The organism is Brevundimonas sp. (assembly GCF_032017145.1).
In the GTDB taxonomy this organism is placed as follows: Bacteria; Pseudomonadota; Alphaproteobacteria; order Caulobacterales; family Caulobacteraceae; genus Brevundimonas.
Genome location: NZ_DALZQC010000001.1, coordinates 37,541 through 57,049, shown reverse-complemented (window position 1 = coordinate 57,049; position 19,509 = coordinate 37,541). Strand labels below are relative to the sequence as shown.

Genomic DNA, 19,509 nt, shown 5'->3' with positions numbered 1-19,509 from the left:
CGGAAGGCGGACAATGCAGACCAATGACCCCGCGCTATGGCGCAGTTTTCTGCCCTGGCCGAGCGCCGAAACGCACAAACATGCTCGGGGGCGTTTAGTGGTGGTGTCGGGTCGGGCGCATCATACGGGCGCGGCGCGACTGGCGGCGCGGGCCGGACTGCGGATGGGGGCGGGCGTGGTGCGAATCCTTTGCCCGCCCGACGCGGCCGCCGTGATCGCCCCGGCCGTGCAGGCGATCATGCTGACGCCTTTCGCCTCGGCCGAGGCGCTGGGGCGCGAGGCGAGCAGCGCCGATGCGGTCGTGGTCGGCCCGGCGGCGGGCGCCGACGAATCGACGGTGGCGAACATCCACGCCTTGGCCGGGACAGGGGCCGTGCTGGTGATCGACGCCGACGGCCTGTCGGTGTTCAAGGGACGGACCGCCGAGTTGGTCGGCCTGTTGGATCGCGACGACATCCTGACCCCGCACGAGGGCGAGTTCGAACGGCTGTTCCCCGGCCTGCTGAAGCAAGGTCGAGAGGCCGCCGTGGTCCAGGCGGCCAGCCAGGCGCAGGCGGTGATCGTGCTGAAAGGCTCCCAGACCCTGATCGCGGCGCCGGACGGCCGGGTGCGATCCAATCCCAACGGCTCGCCCTGGCTGGCCACCGCCGGCAGCGGTGATGTGCTGGCCGGAATGATCGGCGGGCTGACGGCGCAGCGGATGGACAGTTTCGAGGCGGCCTCTGCGGCGGTCTGGATCCACAGCGATGCGGCGGATCGGTTCGGCCCCGGTCTGATCGCCGACGACCTCGGCGAGATCCTGCCCCGCGCCCTGGCGGCGCTGCGCTAGATGCGGGTGTAGATGAAGCGCGGGATGTGGAAGCGGCGCATGTTCAGAATGAGGCCCGCCACGGTTCCGCCCGCCGCCGTGACCCGTTCGATCAGATTGGCGGCGACGGCGGTGCGCGTCTCCTCCGCCTCAATGACCACAAGCGAGAGGTCCGTCAGCGGCGCAAGCAGCAGGGCGGCGGAGGATCGGTGCAGCGAGGGGGTGTCCACGATCACCACCGGGAAGCGCGCCTTGACCCCATCGACGAAGTTGCGCCAGCGCGCCTCTGAAATGTTCGAGCCGGTGCGCGTCATCGGCGTGGTGACGTACAGATTGCTGTCCTCGACCCGCAGCACATAGGGGCTGTCGGGGATGTTGGTCAGTCGGCCGCCCAGGCCGTGAATGGCCATGGCGACGCTGGCGTCCTCTCGCGGTTCGGCGTCGATCAGCAGGGTTTCGATCCCCGACCGGAAGGCCGAGGCCATGGCCAGGTCCAGCGCGATGCTGGTGACGCCCACGCCGTCCTCCGGCCCGATCACTGAGATGGCGGCATGCGCGCCGGCGGTTTCACGCAGGGGCCGCAGGATCAGCGCCGCCTGGTCCGCCGTCAGCCGTGACGTCAGGGGCCGCCAGCGGGGCAGGGGGCTGTCGTCCTCCTCGCCCAGCGGCACGGTGGCCAGGACCGGGGCGCGCAGACGCACCTCCGCATCGCGCGGGGTCAATATGACCGGAGAGGCGGCGGCCGAAACGATGATGACGGCCAGGGCCGCCAGGGTTCCGACGACCAGACCTGCGGCCAGGATCAGCAGCCGGCCGGTGCGGGCCTTGGTGGGCGGTTGGGCGGCCTCGATGACGCGGACATTGGCGTTTGCGCCGGCGATGGAGCTTTGCAGACGCGAATCCTCTGCGTTTTCGGAAACGCTCCGATAGGCGGTTTCCGTCAAGGTTCGCTGGCGCGTCAGCTCGCGATAACGCGGCCCGATCTCGACCAAACTGGCCAGGCGGCTGCGCGCGGCGGCGAGGGCGTCGGACAACTGGGCGCGTCCCGACTGCAGACCGGCCAGTTCGCCGCGCGTCGTGGCCAACTGGGTCTCGATCTGCTGGCTGACAGGGTTGGGGCCGCTGCGGACCAGAGTTGTCTGCGACGGGGGCGCGGCGGCGATCTGGGTTTCGAGGTCGGCGATCTGACGATCCAGTTCGACCACCAGCGGATAGCCGTCGGCATAGCGGACGGCGGCGACCCGACGACGCTCGCGCAACAGCATCAGATTGTCGGTCAGGGCCGTGACCTGTTGGGAACGGGTGTCGTCGGTGTTCAGCGCGATCTGGGCCGAGGCGTTGCGCAACTGCTGGGCCAGCCGGTCGGCGCGCGCGGCGGCGGTGGCGATCAACTGGTCCTGGGCGGCCAGTTGAGCGGTCAGGTTGGTCTGCTGCGACTGAACCCCTTGGATTTCCTGATCGTAGTCGCCGATGGCGTAGCGGTTCGACAGGTCGGCGATCTGGGCCTCGGTGGCGGCCAACTGTTCCGACAGGCCGCGCTGCTGATCGTTGACGGCCGCGCTGTCGGCGCGCTGGAAGATTTCGCGTCGGCTGGCGATGTAGTTCTGGACCAGACGATTGACGAAGTCGGCCGCCACCCTCGGGTCGCGATGACGCAGCCGCACCTCGATGGTGTTGGACTGGGGCACGTTCTCGATGGCCAGGTCGCGTCCCAACTGCTCGAGGGCCGCGTTCATGCCCGCCGGGCCGGCCTTCGCCTTGGGATAGACGCGCGTCAGGCCTATGTCGTTCAGGGTCTTCTCGCGGATCTCGCGCGAGCCCAGGATCTCCATTTCGGCATGGACGATCTGGGCGCGGTCGAAGGTCTGCGGATTGCCGGTGGCGTCCTCGCCCACGGAACGGCGAAACACATAGTCGTCGCCCAGCAGGATCAGCAGGCGCGACTGGGCGGTGTAGATCGGCTGGGCCAGGGTCGCGGCGGCCAGGGCCAGCAGGACCGGGATCAGAAAGGCGATCAGCGCCTTGCGCCAGTGATAGAAGACCGGCGTCGCCAGCTCGCGAATCGTGATCGCCGCCCCGGCGTTTCTGGGGCGTTGGTCGTCTTCGAGTTTCAGCGTCTGGTCGGTCAATACGCGGCTCTGAGCAGGACGATCCCGCCGACGGGAGGCGAGGCTGCCGGTCAGCCTGTCTCATAAAGCCCTGAGTCGGAGCCGCAACGCCAGTCCGGCCTTGGCATTGTCGGTGAAAAACAGAAAGATGGCGCAGGCGGCGGCGTGCGAGTCGGTCCGCGACAAGGAACCCCGATGGCTGTCTGGCGCACGATCGCGATCGCCCTGGTGCTGTTTTCGGCCGCCTGCGCTTCGGGCGGCGGCGTGCGGGGGCAGGCCCAGCCCTATGATTTCGCGCCCTGGGGCCAGGACGACTATCAATACCGGCTGGCGGCGGGCGACGCCCTGCGGCTGGGCTTTCTGGTCGAGGACGGGCTGAACGCCGACGTGGTGCTGGGGCCGGACGGGCAGGGCGTGTTTCCCGTCATCGGGCCGGTTCCGGTCGGCGGCCTGACCGTGCGCGACGCCAGCCAGAGGCTGACGGAAGCCTATGCCGGCGTGCTGCGCAATCCGCAGGTCCAGATCAGCGTGTCGACCTATGGCGCCTCGCAGATCTATGTGGGGGGCGAGGTCAAGACGCCGGGCGTGGTGCAGATTCGCGGCGAGATGAACACGGCCCAGGCCATCTTCGCGGCCGGCGGATTCGCCGAGACGGCGGGGACGGGCAAGGTCGTGGTGCTGCGGCGCGTGGCGGACGGTCGGTTGGCGTCGCGGATCGTGGACGCCAAGGCCCTGCTGAACACCGACCCGCGCCAGGACTTCCTGCTGCATCCCGGCGATCTGATCTTCGTGCCGCGCAGCGCCATCGCAGAGGTCAATCTGTTCGTCCGGCAGTATCTGAACGGCATCCTGCCCTTCAACTTCGGCTTCAGCTACGACCTGAACCGCTTCCGATGAGGAGGCTGGCGGGGCGGATCGGCCGCGCGTCGCCCTATCTGAAGGCCATCGTCGAACAGGGGCTGTTCTCGCTTCTGAATCTGGGCGTCGTCTTGGTCCTGGGCCGGGTGATGACGCCCGAACAGTTCGGCGCCTGCGTGCTGTGGTTCTCGGTCGCCTATGTTCTGGCCAGCGTGCAGAACGCGGTCAGCGTGGCCCATCTGCAGGTCCTGCCCAACGGCCGGGGCGTGGACGCCGCGCGGTTTGCGACCGAGCGGCTGATGCTGGGGGCTACGGTTTGCTTCTGGTTGGTGGTCGCGGCCGGCGTCGCCCTGGCGGTCGGGCTGATGACCGGCGATGGGCCGTTCGGGGTGTGGGCGGCGGTGCTGTTCGTGCCTGCCTATCTGTTGCAGCAGTATGTGCGGCTGACCCTGTTCAGCCGAGGCGAACCGGGCGCGGCGACGGTTCAGACCGGGGCCGTGCTGGCGGGCGCAGCTGCGTTTCTGGCGTTGGGCGCGACCGTGTTTCGGCCCTTGCAGGCCGAACATGTGCTGGCCCTGATGGGCGCAGCCTATGCGTTCGTGGGTCTGATCGGATTGGTGCGCGCCAGTAGAGGCTTATGGGCGGGGCTGATCGGCGCCTTTGCCGGCTATGTCGCCTATGGCCGGCAATCCGGTTGGCTGTTCCTGGGGGTGTCGAGCACCGAAGTGCTGGCCCGGTTCTATGTCTTCGCCGTCGGCGCCGCCTACGGGCCGGGAACGCTGGCGGCCCTGTCGTTCAGCCAGACGTTCCTGCGGCCCGTGCCCTTGCTGGCCTCGTCCTGGAGCATGGCGGCCAGAAGCGATCTGGTGGCCCGGCGTGAGGCCGGCGACTGGCGCGGCTATGTTCGGCTGCTGACGATGTCGGGCATGGCCGGCGCGGCCTTCGCCCTGGCCTGGGCGGGGTTGGTGTGGGCGGCCTGGCCGACGATCACCGGTCTGGCGTTCGACGGCAAATACGCCGAGGCCCGCTGGATGCTGCCGCTGTGGGGGCTCAGCGTGGCGTTCGGCTTCGTCCAGGTGGTGGTCAGCACGGGCCTGCAGATCCTGAAGGCGTTCAAGGCCCTGGCCATAGCCAACGCCTCGGCCTCGGCCGTCGCGGCGGTCGGGGTGCTGTGGGGCATCGGCCGGCTGGGACCGGCCGGCGCGATCTTGGGCACGGCGGCGGGACAGGCGCTGGAGGCGGCGGCCATGCTGGCGGTCCTGGTCGTGTTAATCCGGCGTCTCAGGCGCGGATGAAGCGCCGCTCGATCTCCACCCCCAGCAGCAGCAACACCGTGCCGAAGATGGAGTTGGCGGTGAAATAGCTGCTTTCCATGAAGTTGTGTCCGAACACCATCAACGGAAAGACGCCCAGCAGGATGGCGGCGCCCAGCCGTCCGCGATTCCCGCCCACGGCGTCGCGGATCAGGATCAGTCCGCCGAGAATCCAGCGCATCAGAACGATCACCGCCCCCGTCAGACCGATCAATCCGGTCGTGACCGCCAGGTCTAGGAACCCGTTGTGGGCTTCGTTGGTATAGGCGTCGGGCTGGGCGAACCAGGCGTCGGTCTGCAGGCTGGGTTGGACGGTCGGGTTGATGTCCCAGAATGAGCCGAAGCCCCAACCCAGAATCGGCCGCTTGACGAACTCGTCCCAGACGAAGGCCCAGACTTCGGTGCGCTGGGTGAAGGTGACGCCGGCGAACGGCGCCCAGAGATCGGCGCCGACGACGAGGCAGTAGGCCAGCCAGCTGAAGGCGACGCCCGCCACCGCAAGGGCGGCGAGGGTGATCAACCCCCATCTCACCATGCGACGCTGAGCCATCAGGGAAACAATGACCGGCGTGGCGCAGGCCAGGGCGGCGAACAGGCCCATGCTGGTCTTGGACAGGCTGGCGACCAGCAGCACCAGGGCCAGGACGGTGACGACCCACCAGAAGGCGCGAGCCCGCCAGTCGGTCCGAGACCAGGCGTAGGTTCCGCAGACGAAACCGGCCAGCAGCATGACGGCGCCCAGGGTGTTCTTGTGGGAATGGATGGCGGCCAGGCCCAGCGGCGTCATCGACACGCCCGGCGCCGCGACCCAGGACAGGATGTCGACGCCCACCAGCACCGCACACCCCGTCGCCATCGCCAGATGCAGTCGTCGGCTGTCGCCCAGACCCACTGCTACGCCCACGCAGATCAACAGATTGATCGCATAGAGGATCAGCCGGCGCGTGGAGACGGCGGGGTCCAGAGCCCAGCGGGTCGTCAGGGCGAACCAGGCGAACAGGACCAGAAGCGGCAGCAGCTTCAACATCATGGCCGGCAGGGCCTGACGACGGAACCACAGCAGCGGCGCCGAAAGGCCGAACAGCCCGAGCCAGACGAGCCGGTTCACCGGCGACGCCTCAGCCCCGCCGGTCAGCGGATCGACGACGATCTCGTGCTGATAGGGATTGGGGCCTATACAGATATAGAGCAGCATCAGAATCAGGGCTGCGCCGGCCCACAGGGCGATCAGGCGGTCGGCCTGCACGCCGCGTCGGCGCGCGTCCTGATCCAAACGGCCCTGCCAATCCTGAATGCGGGCGGCGTCAGTCACTTAGGGTGGGGGACTTGAGCCGCAGGCGGAAGGCGAGGGAATCGATCAGGCCGAGACCCAGCCCGTACAGGCCGCGCACCAGATAGCGGCGCCACAGACGGCCCGGTTCTCGCGCCAGGCGATAAAGCCAGACCAGTCCGCGATCCTCCATCCACTGGGGCGCGGGCGGGGTGCGGCCGATCAGGGTGGTGATCGAACTGCCGATGCAAAGGCCAAGGCCCGTCGACCGCCCGTCCTCCATGATGCGCAGACACAGCTTTTCCGACTGGGGCGGCCCCATGGCGATGAAGACGAAGCGGGCGGGGTGGGCGACGACGAAGTCGACCGCCGTCTGAACCGCCTCGGCGTCGTGGATGAAACCCATCGGAGGATTGTGGTGAGCGACGTGCTTCAAGCCGAACTGACGCACTAGATCGGCGATGACCGAGGCATCGCCGCCGATGATGGTGAGGCGGTCGTCCGGGGAGACTAAGTCCTTGAAGAGTCGTTCGACCACATGTGAGCCAGGCGCGAACCCCAGGTCCACGCCGCCGATGGCGGCGGCCTTGCGCAACACCCGGCTGTCGTTGGTGCTGAGCCAGGCGCGGGCACTGATACGGTCGAACGCCTGATCCTTGCGGCGCAGCCAGGCATGTTCGGCGTTCGGCGTGATCAGGAGGTCGAAGGGCAGGTCGGCCGGACGCGCCGCCAACGCCGCGACCGTCTGCTCCGTCGTCATGCGATGAAACCGCAGGCCGGCGAAGCGCAGTTCGGGCTGCGGCGGAAGACGGCTGTTGGGCGACAGGCTGTTCATGATGCGACCGTTCTGCGTTGCATCGCGGCAAACTGCAATTCGCTTGCCGCGATAGCGGCGACGCGCGACATGGCGTGGTTCTTGATATAGGGGCGGCATGAGCGACGCCGCCTTGCCATTGTCGAACGAAAAACCCGCTTTGCCGCGTCTGGCAGGCGGCCGTGACGTGCGCCTGGGATTGGCGTTGAAACGGCTGATGGACATCGGAATTTCAGCCTTCCTGCTGGTGGTCCTGTCACCCTTGCTGCTGGCCATCGCCCTTCTGGTCAGGGCCACCTCGCCTGGTCGGGCGTTGTATGGCGTGGACTGGGTCGGGCAGGGCGGCCGCCGTTTTCGAGGCTATAAGTTCCGAACCATGGGGATCGACGCTGATCGCCAGGAAGAGGCGCTGCAGTCCCAGAACGAGATGCGGGGGCCAGCCTTCAAGATGGAGAATGACCCGCGCGTCACGCCGCTGGGACGCGTGCTGCGGCGCTATAGCCTGGACGAGTTCCCGCAGCTGTGGAGCGTGCTGAAGGGCGACCTGAGCCTGGTCGGGCCGCGTCCGCCTCGCGTGCACGAATACGCGCGTTTCACCCCGTTTCAGATGAGCAAGATGGCGGTCAAGCCCGGCATCACCTGTCTGTGGCAGGTCGAGGGGCGCCATCGGATCAACGACTTCGACGAATGGGTGCGGCTGGATATCCGCTATATCGAGACCTGGTCGCTGGGTCTGGATATCTGGATCCTGATCCGCACGGCCGGGGTGGTGCTGCGGGGGACCGGCGCATGAGCGTGGACATCAGCGTCGTCATCCTGAGCTATGATCGGGTGCATCTGCTGGAGCGGACGTTGCGGGGCTGCGCGTCACAAGGCGGGGACTGGGGCGGGTTCGAGATCATCGTGGTCGACAATCACCCCGATCAGCTGGCGCGGGGGTTGGTCGAGCGGCTGGCGGTCGAAACGGGCGTGGCCATGACCTATCTGGCCGATCCGCGACGCAACATCTCCATCGTCAGGAACAAGGGCATCGCCGCCGCGCAAGGCCGCTACATCGCCTTCATCGACGACGACGAAGAGCCTCAAACCGGCTGGCTGGCAGCCCTGACGGCCTGTTTGGACCACACCGGGGCGGATGCGGCCTTCGGCCCCAAACTGCCTGAGTTCGAGGGCGGACGCGCGCCGGATTGGGACCCTGACGGTTGGCGCTACACGCTCGATTTCCAAATGCCGGCGGACGAGCAGATCCATATGTTCGGTCGGTTGCGCAAGCGCGGCAAGGGGCTGGGCAGCGGCAATGCGGCCTTCCGGGTCGCAACCTGCCTAGAGGGGCCAGAGCCGTTCAGCGTGGCGTTCGGCGACGCCAATGGCGAAGACACCCAGCTGCTCTTTCGCCTTGCGATGGCGGGGCGGCGCTTCGTCTGGTGTCCCGACGCCGTGGTGCGGGAGTTCATCGAGACCAGCCGCGCGCGGCCGGACTATATGATCACGCGCATGAAGCGCGGCTCGCAGCACTATGCCGTGTGCCGGATCGACACGAGCGATAACAAGCTCTTGACCACGGCCAAGGTGGCCCTGCTCGGCCTGGCGCAGACGACGGTGCACGCCGGCCTCTACGTCGCCACGGGCGAGTTTCTGGATCGCAAGCAGCGCTACGATCACCGGATCGGCATGGCCAAGGGCCTGGGCAAGCTGACCTGGCGCGCCCCTATCGGCTTCATCGCGGAGACATCGGCGTGAGCGAGGCGGCACCCGACCTGACGCTGGCCATACTGACCTATGATCGGCCCGAGGGGCTGGAGGCGACGCTGCGGTCCTGTCTGGCCCAGACGAACAGCCTGGGCCTGGCGCTGGAGATCGTCGTGGTGGACAACCATCCGGGCGGGGCAGGGGAGAAGGTGGTCGAGTCGTTGGCGCCCAACTCGCCCTGGCCGATCCGCTACATTTCGGACCTGACCCGAAACATGGCCGCCCTGCGAAATCGCGGGTTCAGGGAGGCGCGCGGGCGCTGGTTGGCGGTTATCGACGACGACGAGACGGCTGATCCCGACTGGACCGACGCCTTGGTCGGCGCGCTGAAGGCCGCAAACGCCGACATCGCCGTGGGGCCGCGTTTCGCCGTGTTCGAAGACGGCGCGTCGCCTGCCTATGACCCCGAAGGCCGCCAGTTCGTGCGCGACCTGGGTCTGGCCGACCTGGCGGAGATCGAACTGACCGGACCTTCCGGCCGACCGCGCTATGGCCTGGGCACCGGCAACTCCATCTTCGATATGAAACGGTGTTTTCCTGAGGGTCAGGCCGCCATGCGCGAGGCGTTCGGCGATGCGGGGGGAGAGGATGCCGAACTGTTCGTGCGGCTGTATCGTCAGGGGCGGCGAATTGTCTGGGCGGCGCGCGCGCGTGTCACCGAAATGGTGTTTCGAAATCGGACGGCCATCCCCTATCGGCTGATCCGCACGCGTCGCGAAACGCAACACTATGTCTCGATCTATATCGATGGGGCGCGACATCCGGCGCTGGCGCGGGCGGAATTGTTCGTCAAAGGGTTAATGCAGACGGCCGTCGGCGGCTCCCTGTCCTGGCTGACGGGAGAGCACCGCTCGACTTCTCGCCTCAGGTGGCGACTGCTGACGCAGCATGGGTTGGGCAAGCTGACATGGCGCCGGCCGGTCGGTTTCATCGACGATACAAACGTCTGACAACCATGGCGAGCCTTAACCTTTTCGATTAAGGGGGCGTGGTTTGGCGGCCGATATAGTCGGCCCACGGCACACATCTTGGAAGATGCAGGGCCGAACCGTTTTCCGAAGGATTCCCCATGCTGACCCAGGTCGATCGACCCATCGTCTCGAAGGCGGCGCCGATGCCGTCCATTGAGGGTCTGAAATTGTTCGGAGATGGGGCGAGTCTGGCCGATTTCTCGCGGCTTCATGCGCAGGGCATGGTGACGGGGTTCACGACCAATCCGACCCTGATGTTCAAGGCGGGCGTCAAGGATTACGCCGAGTTCGCCGGTCAATTGATCGCCCTGATCCCGGACATGCCGCTGTCGTTCGAAGTCTTCTCCGACGACTTCGAAGAGATGGAGCGACAAGCCCGTCTGATCGCCGGCTGGGGCGACAATGTCTATGTGAAGATCCCGATCACCAACACCAAGGGCCAGTCCAGCCTGCCGATGGCCAAGGCTCTGGCCGCCGATGGGGTGAAGCTGAACATCACCGCCATGCTGACGCTGGAGCAGGTGGCCGAGGCGATCGAAATTCTGGCCGACGACACGCCCGCCATACTGTCGGTCTTCGCAGGGCGGATCGCCGACACCGGCGTCGATCCGGTTCCCGTCATGCGGGCCGCCGTGGCCATGGCCGCGCGCAAGCCGCTGGCCGAGGTGTTGTGGGCCTCAACCCGCGAAGTCCTGAACGTCTTCCAGGCGGCCGAATGCGGTTGCCACATCATCACCGCCACGCCCGACATCCTCAAGAAGCTGGACATGGCGGGCAAGGATCTGGGCGAGTTGTCGCTGGACACCGTGGCCATGTTCCGCGCCGATGCGGTGGCCGCCGGGTTCAGTCTGTAATCGTGCCCGGTCGTCCCGCCATATTCCTGGACCGCGACGGCGTTCTGAACGACGTGGTGTGGCGCGACGGCAAGCCTGCGTCGCCGCGCACCGTGGATGAGTTGCGGATTGCGGACGGGGCGGCCGAGACCGTCCGGGCCCTGGGCCAGGCGGGCTATCTGACCTTCGTCGTCACCAATCAGCCCGACGTGCGACGCGGCAAGATGAGCGCCGAGGCGCTGGACGCCATCCACGCCGCCCTCGTCCGATCCGTACCGGTGGACGAGGTGCGGGCCTGTCTGCACGACAACGCCGACCTGTGCGATTGCCGCAAGCCCAAGGCCGGAATGCTGTTGGACCTGGCGGCGCGCTGGAACATCGATCTGGCCGAAAGCTGGATGGTGGGCGACATGGACCGAGACATCGCCTGCGGCCGCGCCGCCGGGTCGCGGACCGTTCTGCTGGCGCGACCCTACAACAGCCAGGCCGGGGCCGATGTGGTCGCCGCCGATCTTCGCCAGGCCGCCGCCTGGATTCTTCAAACCACGCCGGCCGATCCGGCGCCCGCCCTTCAGGACTAAACAGCCATGTTCGCCGACCATTTCTTCGCCGCCGCCGAAAAGGCCATGGCCGCCATCGACCGCAACGCCGTTGAAGCCATGGCCGAGCGCCTGGCCGAGGTGCGCGAGCGCGGCGGGCGCCTGTTCCTGATCGGCGTCGGCGGCAGCGCGGGTCACGCGAGCCACGCCACCAATGATTTCCGCAAGATCTGCGGCTTCGAGGCCTATTGCCCGACCGACAACGTCTCGGAACTGACCGCCCGCATCAATGACGAGGGCTGGGAAGGCACCCTGTCGACGTGGCTGGAGACCAGCCGCCTGAAGCCGGAAGACGGCCTGCTGATCTTCTCGGTCGGCGGCGGCAGCATCGAACCGCCCGTCAGCGCCAACATCGTGCGCGCCATTCAACTGGCCAAGACGCGCGGCGCCATGGTCACCGGCATCGTCGGGCGCAACGGCGGCTATACGGCCCAGGCCGCCGACGCCTGCGTCATCGTGCCGACAGTCGACCCGCAACTGATCACGCCGCTGGTGGAGGGGCTGGCCGCCGTGGTCTGGCACCTGCTGGTGTCCCATCCGGCCTTGGCGCTGCACAAGGGCCACTGGGAGCAGATCGCACCCGTCGCCGCTCCGGCCGTTTGAGCCGCCCCCCGATGATCACTACACGCACCCCGCTGCGCGTCACCCTAGGCGGGGGCGGCACCGATCTGGAAAGCTATTACCGCAACGACGGCGGTTTCATCTTCGCCATGGCGCTGGACAAATACATCCGCGTCGTCGCCCATCGTCCGGCCTTCGACGACCGGGTGGTGGTGTATGGCCCCCAGCCCGAGGTGTCGCCGCGCGCGACCGAGGTGCAGCATGAACTGGTGCGCGCCGCCCTGATGTCGCACGGGTTCGACGACCGTCTGGAAACCGCGTCCCTGGCCGACATCGCAGGCGGCACGGGACTGGGGTCGTCGTCCAGCTTTCTGGTCGGCTTTCTGAACGCCCTGCACGGCATGAAAGGTCAGCGGCCGTCGCCTGAGGCCCTGGCCGAGGAAGCCTGCGATCTGGAAATCCGCGTCCTGAACAAGGGCATCGGCAAGCAGGACCAGTATATGGCGGCCTTTGGCGGACTGACCGCGCTGGACATCGCGCCGGACGGGCGGGTGGCGGTCAAGCGGGTCGATCTGGACGCCGAGGTCGAGGCGGCCTTCATCGAACACACCCACATCTATTACACCGGCCTGCGCCGCGACGCCGCCGTGGTTCTGGCCGACCAGCACACGGCCATGCTGTCTGACGCGACCCCGCGCCGCGAAACGGTCAGCGACAGTCTGGGGTTCATCAAGGACTTGGGTTACCGCATCCGCGACGCCTGGATTGCGGGGGATATGGACGGCTGGGGTCGGATGCTGGACGAGCACTGGACCCAGAAGAAGAAGTTGTCGGGCAAGATCAGCTGGTCCACAGTCGACGACCTGTACGACCATGTGAAGCGCGACATGGGCGTGACCGGCGGCAAGGTGATTGGCGCAGGCGGCGGCGGCTTCCTGATGCTGTTCCAGCCGGGCGACGGCGCCGAGCTTGAGACCTATATGGCCCACCAGAACATGCCGCGCCTGCGCTATGGAATCGACCGAACCGGCTCGCGCCAGATGGCGGAGACGCCCCTGTGATGGTGCGCGCCGGGCAGACGCCGAACTGGGGCGTGCGGGCGCGTGCGCCGCTGCGGCTCGGCCTGGCCGGCGGCGGCACCGATCTGTCGCCCTATTGCGATCAGTTCGGCGGCGCGGTTCTGAACGCCACGATCGACCGTTTCGCCTTCGCGCACATCGAGCAGAACCCTGAGGGGGGACTGGCCTTCCGCGCGCGCGACATCGGCGTCGAGGAGGTGATGGACCCGGTCATGCCGCCGGCCGACGGGGGTGATCTGGCGCTGCATCGCGCGGTCTATCGCCATGTCGCCCAACGTTGGCTGGGCGGGGCGACGCCGCCCTTGACGGTCTCCACCACCTCGGACGCGCCGGCCGGCTCGGGCCTTGGGTCGTCATCCGCCCTGGTCGTGGCCTTGGTCGAGGCGTTCCGGGTGGCGCTGGATCTGCCGCTCGGCCCCTATGATGTGGCGCGGCTGGCCTATCGGATCGAGCGGGTCGAGTTGGGTCTGTCCGGCGGGCGGCAGGATCAGTATGCGGCGGCCTTCGGCGGCGTGAACTACATCGAGTTTCTGGCCGAGGAACGGGTGGTGGTGAACCCGTTGCGCGTCCGGCGCGCCTATCTGAACGAACTGGAATCCTCGCTGGTCGTCTGTTTCACCGGCCAGTCGCGGCGGTCCGAAACCATCATCAACGAGCAGGTGAGGGGACTGACCGACCTGGACGCCGGCGTTCTGCACGGCATGCATCGCCTGAAACAGGACGCGATCGCGATGAAGGAGGCGGTGCTGGAAGGCGATATGCGCCGCGTGGCCCGGGTGCTGATGCGCTCGTGGGAGGCCAAGAAGATGACGGCGTCGGGGATCGCCACGCCCAAGGTCGATCAGTTGTTCGACCTGGCGCTGCGCGAGGGCGCATGGGGAGGCAAGGTGTCGGGCGCGGGCGGCGGCGGGTTCCTGATGTTCTGCACCGATCCCGAAAACCGCTATCGGCTGACCGCAGCCCTGAACGAGGCGGGAGGGGCGGCCAGCGCCGTCAAGTTCACCCTGGACGGCGCCGAGGCCTGGAGCGTGCCGAAATGAGCGCAGGGCAGGCCGTCTTTCTGGTCGGCGGTCGGGGGTCGCGTCTTGGCGACCTGACGCGCGACACGCCCAAGCCCCTGTTGCCGGTGGCCGGACGCCCCTTCATCGAACACCTGCTGGACAAGGCCGTGCGCGAGGGGTTCGACGATCTGGTTCTGTTGGCCGGCTATCGGCATCAGGCGGTGGAGGCCTATGCCGGCGTATGGCAGGGTGTTCCACTAAGACTGTCGATAGAGCCGGAGCCGCTGGATACAGCCGGCGCCGTAGTGAACGCCGCGTCGCTGCTGCGCGACGAGTTTCTACTGGTCAACGGCGACACCTGGTTCGATTTCGATTGGTCCAGCCTCAGGCTTTCCGACGGATTGTCCGGCCTGGTCGCCGCACGCGAGGTCGCGCCGGCGGATCGCTACGAAACCCTCGACATTCGCGACGGCCGCGTCGTGGCCATCCGCCCGCGCGCCGACCTGCCGTCCGGCGTCATCAACGGCGGCGTCTATCGTCTGCGGCGAGATGTCTTTACCGATGTTCACGGCCGCGCCTCGCTGGAGAAAGACATTCTGCCCGCCTTGTGCGCCGACGGCCTGCTCGGGGCGGAAACCAGGATCGGCGCCTTCATCGACATCGGACTGCCGCACAGCCTGAAGGCGGCGAACGCTCTGTTCCCTGCACGTTAACAGAGCGGGGCCGGGTCAGTGGAAATCGCGCGACCCCGGCAGGATGCGGACGTTTCGCGGGTGGCGATGTGTGGGTTGGCGAGGCTGCTGAGGGTGAGCCACGACATCGGCGCGGGCCAGTTGAATATTGGTCCGCCGATCCTGGGACAGGGTTTCCAACTCGGCGGATCGGTCGAAGACCTTGTGGGCCACGACATGGACCACGTCCTCCGGACTTTTTTCTATGACGCCCTCGACCAGCATCAGACGCGCGGACATCACCTCGCGCCGGAACTGTTCGAACATACGCGCCCATAGGACGACATTGGTGATCCCGGTCTCGTCTTCCAGCGTCACGAAGATCGCATTGCCCTTGCCTGGTCTTTGACGCACCAGAACCACGCCGGCCACCTGAACCCGGGTTCCGCCTCTAAGGGCTTCCGCTGCCTGGCACGTCAGAACGCCTTCGGCGTCGAAGGTCGGGCGCAGGATGTGCATGGGGTGCGCCTTCAGCGACAGGCGCGTGGTCTGGTAGTCGGCCGCCACATGCTCTCCCAACGACATCTGCGGCAGGCGACAATCGGGTTCGTCGCCCAGTTCTCGCGCATCGGCCGCGGCGAACAGGGGCAGGGGGGCGTCGTCTGGAAGCCGGCGGACGGCCCATAGCCCCTCTCGCCGCCCCAGATTCAAGGAGCGAAAAGCGTCCGCGTCCGCAAGCTTGCGCATCGCCGCAGTCGGCAATGCGGCGCGTCGCGCAAGGTTCTCCACGTCGCGGAAAGCCAACCCGATCCTGGCCTGAACCAAGGCTGTCGCCCAATCCTCTCTGAACCCGTCGATCTGACGCAGCCCCAAGCGCAAGGCCGGCTCGCCCGAGGTCGGCTCCAGGGCATTGTCCCAGTCGCTGAACGCCACGTCGATCGGCCGGATTTCCACGCCTCCTATCTCATGGGCTTCGCGCACGATCTGAGCCGGCGCGTAGAAGCCCATCGGCTGGCTGTTGAGCAGGGCGCAGGCGAAGGCGGCCGGATAGCGACATTTGAGATAGGCCGAGACATAGACCAGGCGGGCGAAGGACACGGCGTGGCTTTCGGGAAATCCGTAGGAACCGAACCCCTTGATCTGATTGAAGCATCGGCGTGCGAAGTCCGCGTCGTAACCGCGCGCGATCATATTCGTTACCATCAGGCCCTCGAACCGCTCCAGATCGCCTTCGCCCTTGAACGTGCCCATGGCCTTGCGAAGACCGTTGGCCTGTTCGGGCGAGAACCGGGCCGCGACCATGGCGATCTTCATCGCCTGCTCCTGGAAGAGCGGCACGCCCAGGGTCTTCTTGACGATGGACTCCAGCTCGTCCTGCGGATGTTCGAGGCTAGGGCGGGGGTAGTCCGGTTCTTCCAACCCTGCGCGCCGCCGCAGATAGGGATGGACCATGTCGCCCTGTATCGGGCCAGGTCGGACGATCGCCACCTGGATGGCGAGGTCGTAGAATTTTTTCGGTTTCAGGCGTGGCAGCATATTGATCTGGGCGCGGCTTTCGACCTGGAACACGCCGATGGAATGCCCCTTCTGCAGCATGGCGAAGACGTCTTCTTGATCGTCTTCGATGGTGTGCAAGGCATAGGTCTTGGCGTGGTTCGCCTGGATCAGATCGAAGGCCTTTCTGACGCAGGTCAGCATGCCGAGCGCCAGGACATCCACCTTCATGAGACCCAGGTCGTCGATGTCGTCCTTGTCCCATTCGATGAAGGTACGGTCCGGCATGGCCCCATTGTGGATGGGCACGATCTCGTCCAGCCGACCCCGGGTCAGGACAAACCCGCCGACATGCTGGCTGAGGTGGCGGGGGAAGTTCAACAGGCGCGAGGCCATCTTCACCGCCTTCGAAATCATCGGATTGGCGGGGTCCATGCCGGCCTGCTCGACATGAGCCTGGGTGATGTCCGCGCCCCAACTGCCCCAGTGACTGGCGGCGAGACGTGCGGTCACATCCTCGCTGAGCCCCAGAACCTTCCCGACTTCACGGATGGCGCTGCGGGGGCGGAAATGGATGACTGTGGCGGCGATGCCCGCGCGATGTCGCCCATAATCCTGATAAAGATACTGGATGATCTCTTCGCGCCGCTCGTGTTCGAAATCCACGTCGATGTCGGGCGGTTCGCCGCGACTGGATGACAGGAAGCGTTCGAACAGAAGATCATGCTGCGCGGGGTTCACGCTGGTGATGCCCAGCACATAACAGACGGCGGAATTGGCCGCCGACCCCCGCCCCTGACACAGGATGCCCAGGTTCTCCGCCTTCTGGACGATGCGGTGAATGGTCAGAAAATAGGGGGCGTATTCGGCCGCCTTGATGAAGGCGAGTTCCGTTTCCAGTGTCGCGCGCACGCTTTCGGGAATGCCGTCGGGATAACGCATTCCAGCATTGCGCCAGGTCAGATGGCTCAACCACTCGTCAGGCGTCTTGTCCGGCGGTATGGGCTCATGCGGATACTCGTATTTGAGATCCGCTTTCAGATCGAACATCACGCGCGCCAGAAAATCGGTCGTCTCCGACACTGCGGCGGGATGATCCCTGAACAGCCGTTTCATCTCGGAGGCGGGTTTGAGATGGCGTTCCGCATTGGACAACAGCCGGTGGCCGGCGACCTCCAGGGTGGTGTTTTCGCGGATACAGGTCAGGACATCCTGAAGGTCGCGCTGCTCCGGCGCGTGATACAGCACGTCGTTGACCGCCAGCAGGGGAACTCCCGTGTTTCGAGCCAGGGTTTGCAATCGCGCGAGGCGGCGGCGGTCGTCTCCCTTTCTGAGCATGACGGCGCCCAGCCAGACCGCGCCGGGCGCGCCCTGGGCGATCCGAGACAAGATGGCCTCAAACCCCGCCAGCCGATCAGGCGGCATGACGATAAGAAGCATGTCTTCGGGAGCGGCCAGCAGATCGTGAAGACCGATTTCGCACTGGCCTTTCGTGGCGCGCCGATTGCCCAGCGTCAGCAACCGCGTCAGCCGCCCCCATCCGGCGCGGGTTTCGGGATAGGCCAGGATGTCGGGCGCGCCGTCGCTGAAAACCAGACGCGCGCCCAAGATCAGTTTGAAGGTCTGGGCGCGCCGCCTGACCTCGTCGGATAGGGCCGGATCGATGGTGTGGTCTTCATCTACGGTGACTTCTCCCGGCCCCGAGCCTTCTCGTCGAAAGTCGGGCGGAAGAAGACCATGTTCTCGCAAGGCCTTCAGAGCGCTCCAGGCGCGAACCACGCCGGCGACGGTGTTGCGATCAGCCATGCCCATGCCGGCATGACCCCGAAGGAGCGCCGTCGCCACCATCTGTTTGGGGGATGAGGCCCCGTGAAGAAACGAGAAGTTGGTGGTCGTCGCCAGTTCGGCGTAATCGCCAGAAAGATCAGGTTCGATCATGCGAACAGGCCATGGATGAACCACCGCTGTTGTTCGTCGACGCCATACTCGCCTTGACGAAACAGCCAGAAACGGCGGCCGTCCGTGTCTTCCACACGATAGTAGTCGCGGGTGCGCTGTCCCGGCGCGCGCCACCATTCGCCAGCGATCCGTTCGGGTCCTTCGGCGCGTGTGACCTGGTGCAGAACGCGGCGCCAGCGGAACTTCAACGGATGACCGTCAGGCACTTCGGCCAGGGTCTCGACCGGCTGAGGCGGATCGAACAGCTGCAAGGGGCGCAAGGGCGGATCGTCCGGGTCCAGGTCAGGCCAGGCGCCTTCGCCGGACCGGGCCGAGGCTGAAACCCGCGAGGCGCGTTCTGGAATATGGGACGCGAACGGCTCGAACCGGATCACCGCCCCGGGGCCTAGCCGGGCAGTGAGTTGATCCACCAGCAGGCTGAGGGACTCTTCGCCCGGCGCGTCATGCTCCAGTCCCTGCTGGGTCGGCGTCAGGACCTGCGTCCACAGCACCGTCATCCGCGTCTGATCGAATCCGAATCCGGGATCCAGCGGATTGGACAAGGCCGCGATCCGTTCCTGAAACAGTCTCAGGATCGCCTTTGCATCCCGTGTCGGGCGCCCCGTGCGCACGACGATGCGCCGCACCGCGCCATCCACACGATAGAAACCCGCCTCGAAGGCGCGGCCGCCTAGGCTGATCTGATCCAGCCGGGTCATGGTCTCGATCAGCAGGTCGGAGAGGATGCGGTCGATATCCTCCAGCGTCGTGATCGGTTCGAAGAAAACCCGGTCGACAACCACGGGGGCGGGGGGGCGATGCGGGACGATGCGAATGTCCTCTTCACCCAGGATGCGTGCCAATCGGGTCGGGAACCCGACGCCAAATCGCGCGGCCAAGGGCGCTCTCGCCCGGTCGTCCAGATCGCCCAGCCGCTTCAAACCCAAGCGACGCAAAGCCACCTCGTCCTTGTCGGGCAGTTCCAGCGCGACGACCGGCAAACGGCGGACAACCTGACGATCCTGCCCAGGCTCGAACAGGCCGCCGGGACCGAAGCGAACAAGTGCGCGGGCGGCCTGCGGTGTTGCGGCCAGGGCGCACCGGGTCTGAAGCCCGAAGTGCTCGCCGCGAGCCTGGACTGCGTGCAGCAGACCCCTCTCGTCGCCGAACAGATGCGCGCAGCCGGTTGCGTCCAGGATCAGGCCATTCGCAGGATCAAGCGCAATCATGGGGGTGAAGCGGTCGAAATCCTCAAGAACCTGTTCCAGAAAGGCGGCATCGACATCCGCCGAATGAGGGACGACGCGCAGATCGGGCGTGCGTGCGCGGGCGTCGGCCAGGCTCAATCCAGGCGTCAGGCCCGCCCGTGCGGCCGATGGATCGACAGCGGCCAGCCTCAGCGCGCCCTTGACCTTTTCCGTCAGAACCAAGGGCGTAGCCTG

17 protein-coding genes are annotated in these 19,509 nt (G+C 66.6%); 12 read left to right on the top strand and 5 right to left on the bottom strand.

From position 1 onward, the window contains the following. Window positions 1-13: 13 nt before the first annotated feature. The gene (locus tag RTU05_RS00335; RefSeq protein WP_312594721.1) at window positions 14-829 is read left to right on the top strand and encodes an NAD(P)H-hydrate dehydratase; all 816 of its coding nucleotides are present in this window, start codon (window positions 14-16) and stop codon (window positions 827-829) included. Here the strand turns inward: RTU05_RS00335 and RTU05_RS00330 are convergent. Then, window positions 826-2,937, bottom strand: a complete 2,112-nt coding sequence (locus tag RTU05_RS00330) for a hypothetical protein (protein WP_312594719.1) — start codon at window positions 2,935-2,937, stop codon at window positions 826-828. The genes RTU05_RS00335 and RTU05_RS00330 overlap by 4 nt on opposite strands. 174 nt (window positions 2,938-3,111) lie before the next feature. Between RTU05_RS00330 and RTU05_RS00325 the strand changes: the two genes are divergently transcribed. Together RTU05_RS00325 and RTU05_RS00320 are read left to right on the top strand one after the other, a co-directional pair. Continuing rightward, complete coding sequence (locus tag RTU05_RS00325) at window positions 3,112-3,813, top strand: polysaccharide biosynthesis/export family protein (RefSeq protein WP_312594717.1); 702 nt, start codon at window positions 3,112-3,114, stop codon at window positions 3,811-3,813. After that, window positions 3,810-5,069: a hypothetical protein gene (locus RTU05_RS00320; protein WP_312594715.1), complete on the top strand. Its 1,260-nt coding sequence runs from the start codon at window positions 3,810-3,812 to the stop codon at window positions 5,067-5,069. The genes RTU05_RS00325 and RTU05_RS00320 overlap by 4 nt, the downstream gene beginning before the upstream one ends. Here RTU05_RS00320 and RTU05_RS00315 read toward each other — a convergent pair. Both RTU05_RS00315 and RTU05_RS00310 read right to left on the bottom strand, forming a co-directional pair. Next, a complete protein-coding gene (locus tag RTU05_RS00315) occupies window positions 5,056-6,399 on the bottom strand; it encodes an O-antigen ligase family protein (protein WP_312594713.1) in 1,344 nt (447 codons plus the stop codon). The two genes, RTU05_RS00320 and RTU05_RS00315, sit on opposite strands and share 14 nt — an antisense overlap. Then, window positions 6,392-7,192: a WecB/TagA/CpsF family glycosyltransferase gene (locus RTU05_RS00310; RefSeq protein ID WP_312594711.1), complete on the bottom strand. Its 801-nt coding sequence runs from the start codon at window positions 7,190-7,192 to the stop codon at window positions 6,392-6,394. Before RTU05_RS00310 ends, RTU05_RS00315 begins: the two co-directional genes overlap by 8 nt. 97 nt (window positions 7,193-7,289) lie before the next feature. Between RTU05_RS00310 and RTU05_RS00305 the strand changes: the two genes are divergently transcribed. The 9 genes from RTU05_RS00305 (at window position 7,290) to RTU05_RS00265 (ending at window position 14,677) form a co-directional block, all read left to right on the top strand. Further along, window positions 7,290-7,964, top strand: a complete 675-nt coding sequence (locus tag RTU05_RS00305) for a sugar transferase (protein ID WP_312594709.1) — start codon at window positions 7,290-7,292, stop codon at window positions 7,962-7,964. Next, window positions 7,961-8,911 (top strand): glycosyltransferase family A protein, encoded by a 951-nt coding sequence (locus RTU05_RS00300; RefSeq protein ID WP_312594707.1) that lies wholly within the window; start codon window positions 7,961-7,963, stop codon window positions 8,909-8,911. Before RTU05_RS00305 ends, RTU05_RS00300 begins: the two co-directional genes overlap by 4 nt. Next, window positions 8,908-9,870 (top strand): glycosyltransferase family 2 protein, encoded by a 963-nt coding sequence (locus RTU05_RS00295; protein ID WP_312594705.1) that lies wholly within the window; start codon window positions 8,908-8,910, stop codon window positions 9,868-9,870. The genes RTU05_RS00300 and RTU05_RS00295 overlap by 4 nt, the downstream gene beginning before the upstream one ends. A 119-nt stretch (window positions 9,871-9,989) precedes the next feature. Next, window positions 9,990-10,745, top strand: coding sequence for a transaldolase (locus RTU05_RS00290; RefSeq protein WP_312594703.1), 756 nt, complete (start codon window positions 9,990-9,992; stop codon window positions 10,743-10,745). A 2-nt stretch (window positions 10,746-10,747) separates the two neighbouring features. Then, window positions 10,748-11,305 carry an HAD-IIIA family hydrolase gene (locus tag RTU05_RS00285; RefSeq protein ID WP_312594701.1) on the top strand — a complete coding sequence of 186 codons (558 nt, stop codon included), beginning with the start codon at window positions 10,748-10,750 and terminating at the stop codon, window positions 11,303-11,305. A gap of 6 nt (window positions 11,306-11,311) precedes the next feature. Then, window positions 11,312-11,926, top strand: coding sequence for an SIS domain-containing protein (locus RTU05_RS00280; protein ID WP_312594699.1), 615 nt, complete (start codon window positions 11,312-11,314; stop codon window positions 11,924-11,926). A gap of 11 nt (window positions 11,927-11,937) precedes the next feature. Beyond that, entirely contained in the window at window positions 11,938-12,945 is a 1,008-nt protein-coding gene (locus RTU05_RS00275; protein WP_312594698.1) for a hypothetical protein, read from the top strand. Continuing rightward, window positions 12,945-14,003: a dehydrogenase gene (locus RTU05_RS00270; protein ID WP_312594696.1), complete on the top strand. Its 1,059-nt coding sequence runs from the start codon at window positions 12,945-12,947 to the stop codon at window positions 14,001-14,003. Before RTU05_RS00275 ends, RTU05_RS00270 begins: the two co-directional genes overlap by 1 nt. Continuing rightward, a complete protein-coding gene (locus RTU05_RS00265) occupies window positions 14,000-14,677 on the top strand; it encodes a sugar phosphate nucleotidyltransferase (RefSeq protein WP_312594694.1) in 678 nt (225 codons plus the stop codon). Before RTU05_RS00270 ends, RTU05_RS00265 begins: the two co-directional genes overlap by 4 nt. Before the next feature lie 15 nt (window positions 14,678-14,692). Here the strand turns inward: RTU05_RS00265 and RTU05_RS00260 are convergent, their stop codons facing one another. Continuing rightward, window positions 14,693-18,067, bottom strand: a complete 3,375-nt coding sequence (locus RTU05_RS00260) for an error-prone DNA polymerase (RefSeq protein WP_312594693.1) — start codon at window positions 18,065-18,067, stop codon at window positions 14,693-14,695. Beyond that, complete coding sequence (locus RTU05_RS00255) at window positions 18,064-19,497, bottom strand: DNA polymerase Y family protein (protein ID WP_312594692.1); 1,434 nt, start codon at window positions 19,495-19,497, stop codon at window positions 18,064-18,066. The genes RTU05_RS00260 and RTU05_RS00255 overlap by 4 nt, the downstream gene beginning before the upstream one ends. Between the last annotated feature and the right edge of the window lie 12 nt (window positions 19,498-19,509).

Bases quoted from the DNA above. Each gene is read 5' to 3' on its own strand.
- RTU05_RS00300 (WP_312594707.1), top strand. From the start codon at position 7,961: ATGAGCGTGGACATCAGCGTCGTCATCCTGAGCTATGATCGGGTGCAT.
- RTU05_RS00305 (WP_312594709.1), top strand. From the start codon at position 7,290: ATGAGCGACGCCGCCTTGCCATTGTCGAACGAAAAACCCGCTTTGCCG.
- RTU05_RS00280 (WP_312594699.1), top strand. From the start codon at position 11,312: ATGTTCGCCGACCATTTCTTCGCCGCCGCCGAAAAGGCCATGGCCGCC.
- RTU05_RS00325 (WP_312594717.1), top strand. From the start codon at position 3,112: ATGGCTGTCTGGCGCACGATCGCGATCGCCCTGGTGCTGTTTTCGGCC.
- RTU05_RS00320 (WP_312594715.1), top strand. From the start codon at position 3,810: ATGAGGAGGCTGGCGGGGCGGATCGGCCGCGCGTCGCCCTATCTGAAG.
- RTU05_RS00275 (WP_312594698.1), top strand. From the start codon at position 11,938: ATGATCACTACACGCACCCCGCTGCGCGTCACCCTAGGCGGGGGCGGC.
- RTU05_RS00310 (WP_312594711.1), bottom strand. From the start codon at position 7,192: ATGAACAGCCTGTCGCCCAACAGCCGTCTTCCGCCGCAGCCCGAACTG.
- RTU05_RS00270 (WP_312594696.1), top strand. From the start codon at position 12,945: ATGGTGCGCGCCGGGCAGACGCCGAACTGGGGCGTGCGGGCGCGTGCG.
- RTU05_RS00335 (WP_312594721.1), top strand. From the start codon at position 14: ATGCAGACCAATGACCCCGCGCTATGGCGCAGTTTTCTGCCCTGGCCG.
- RTU05_RS00290 (WP_312594703.1), top strand. From the start codon at position 9,990: ATGCTGACCCAGGTCGATCGACCCATCGTCTCGAAGGCGGCGCCGATG.
- RTU05_RS00265 (WP_312594694.1), top strand. From the start codon at position 14,000: ATGAGCGCAGGGCAGGCCGTCTTTCTGGTCGGCGGTCGGGGGTCGCGT.
- RTU05_RS00260 (WP_312594693.1), bottom strand. From the start codon at position 18,067: ATGATCGAACCTGATCTTTCTGGCGATTACGCCGAACTGGCGACGACC.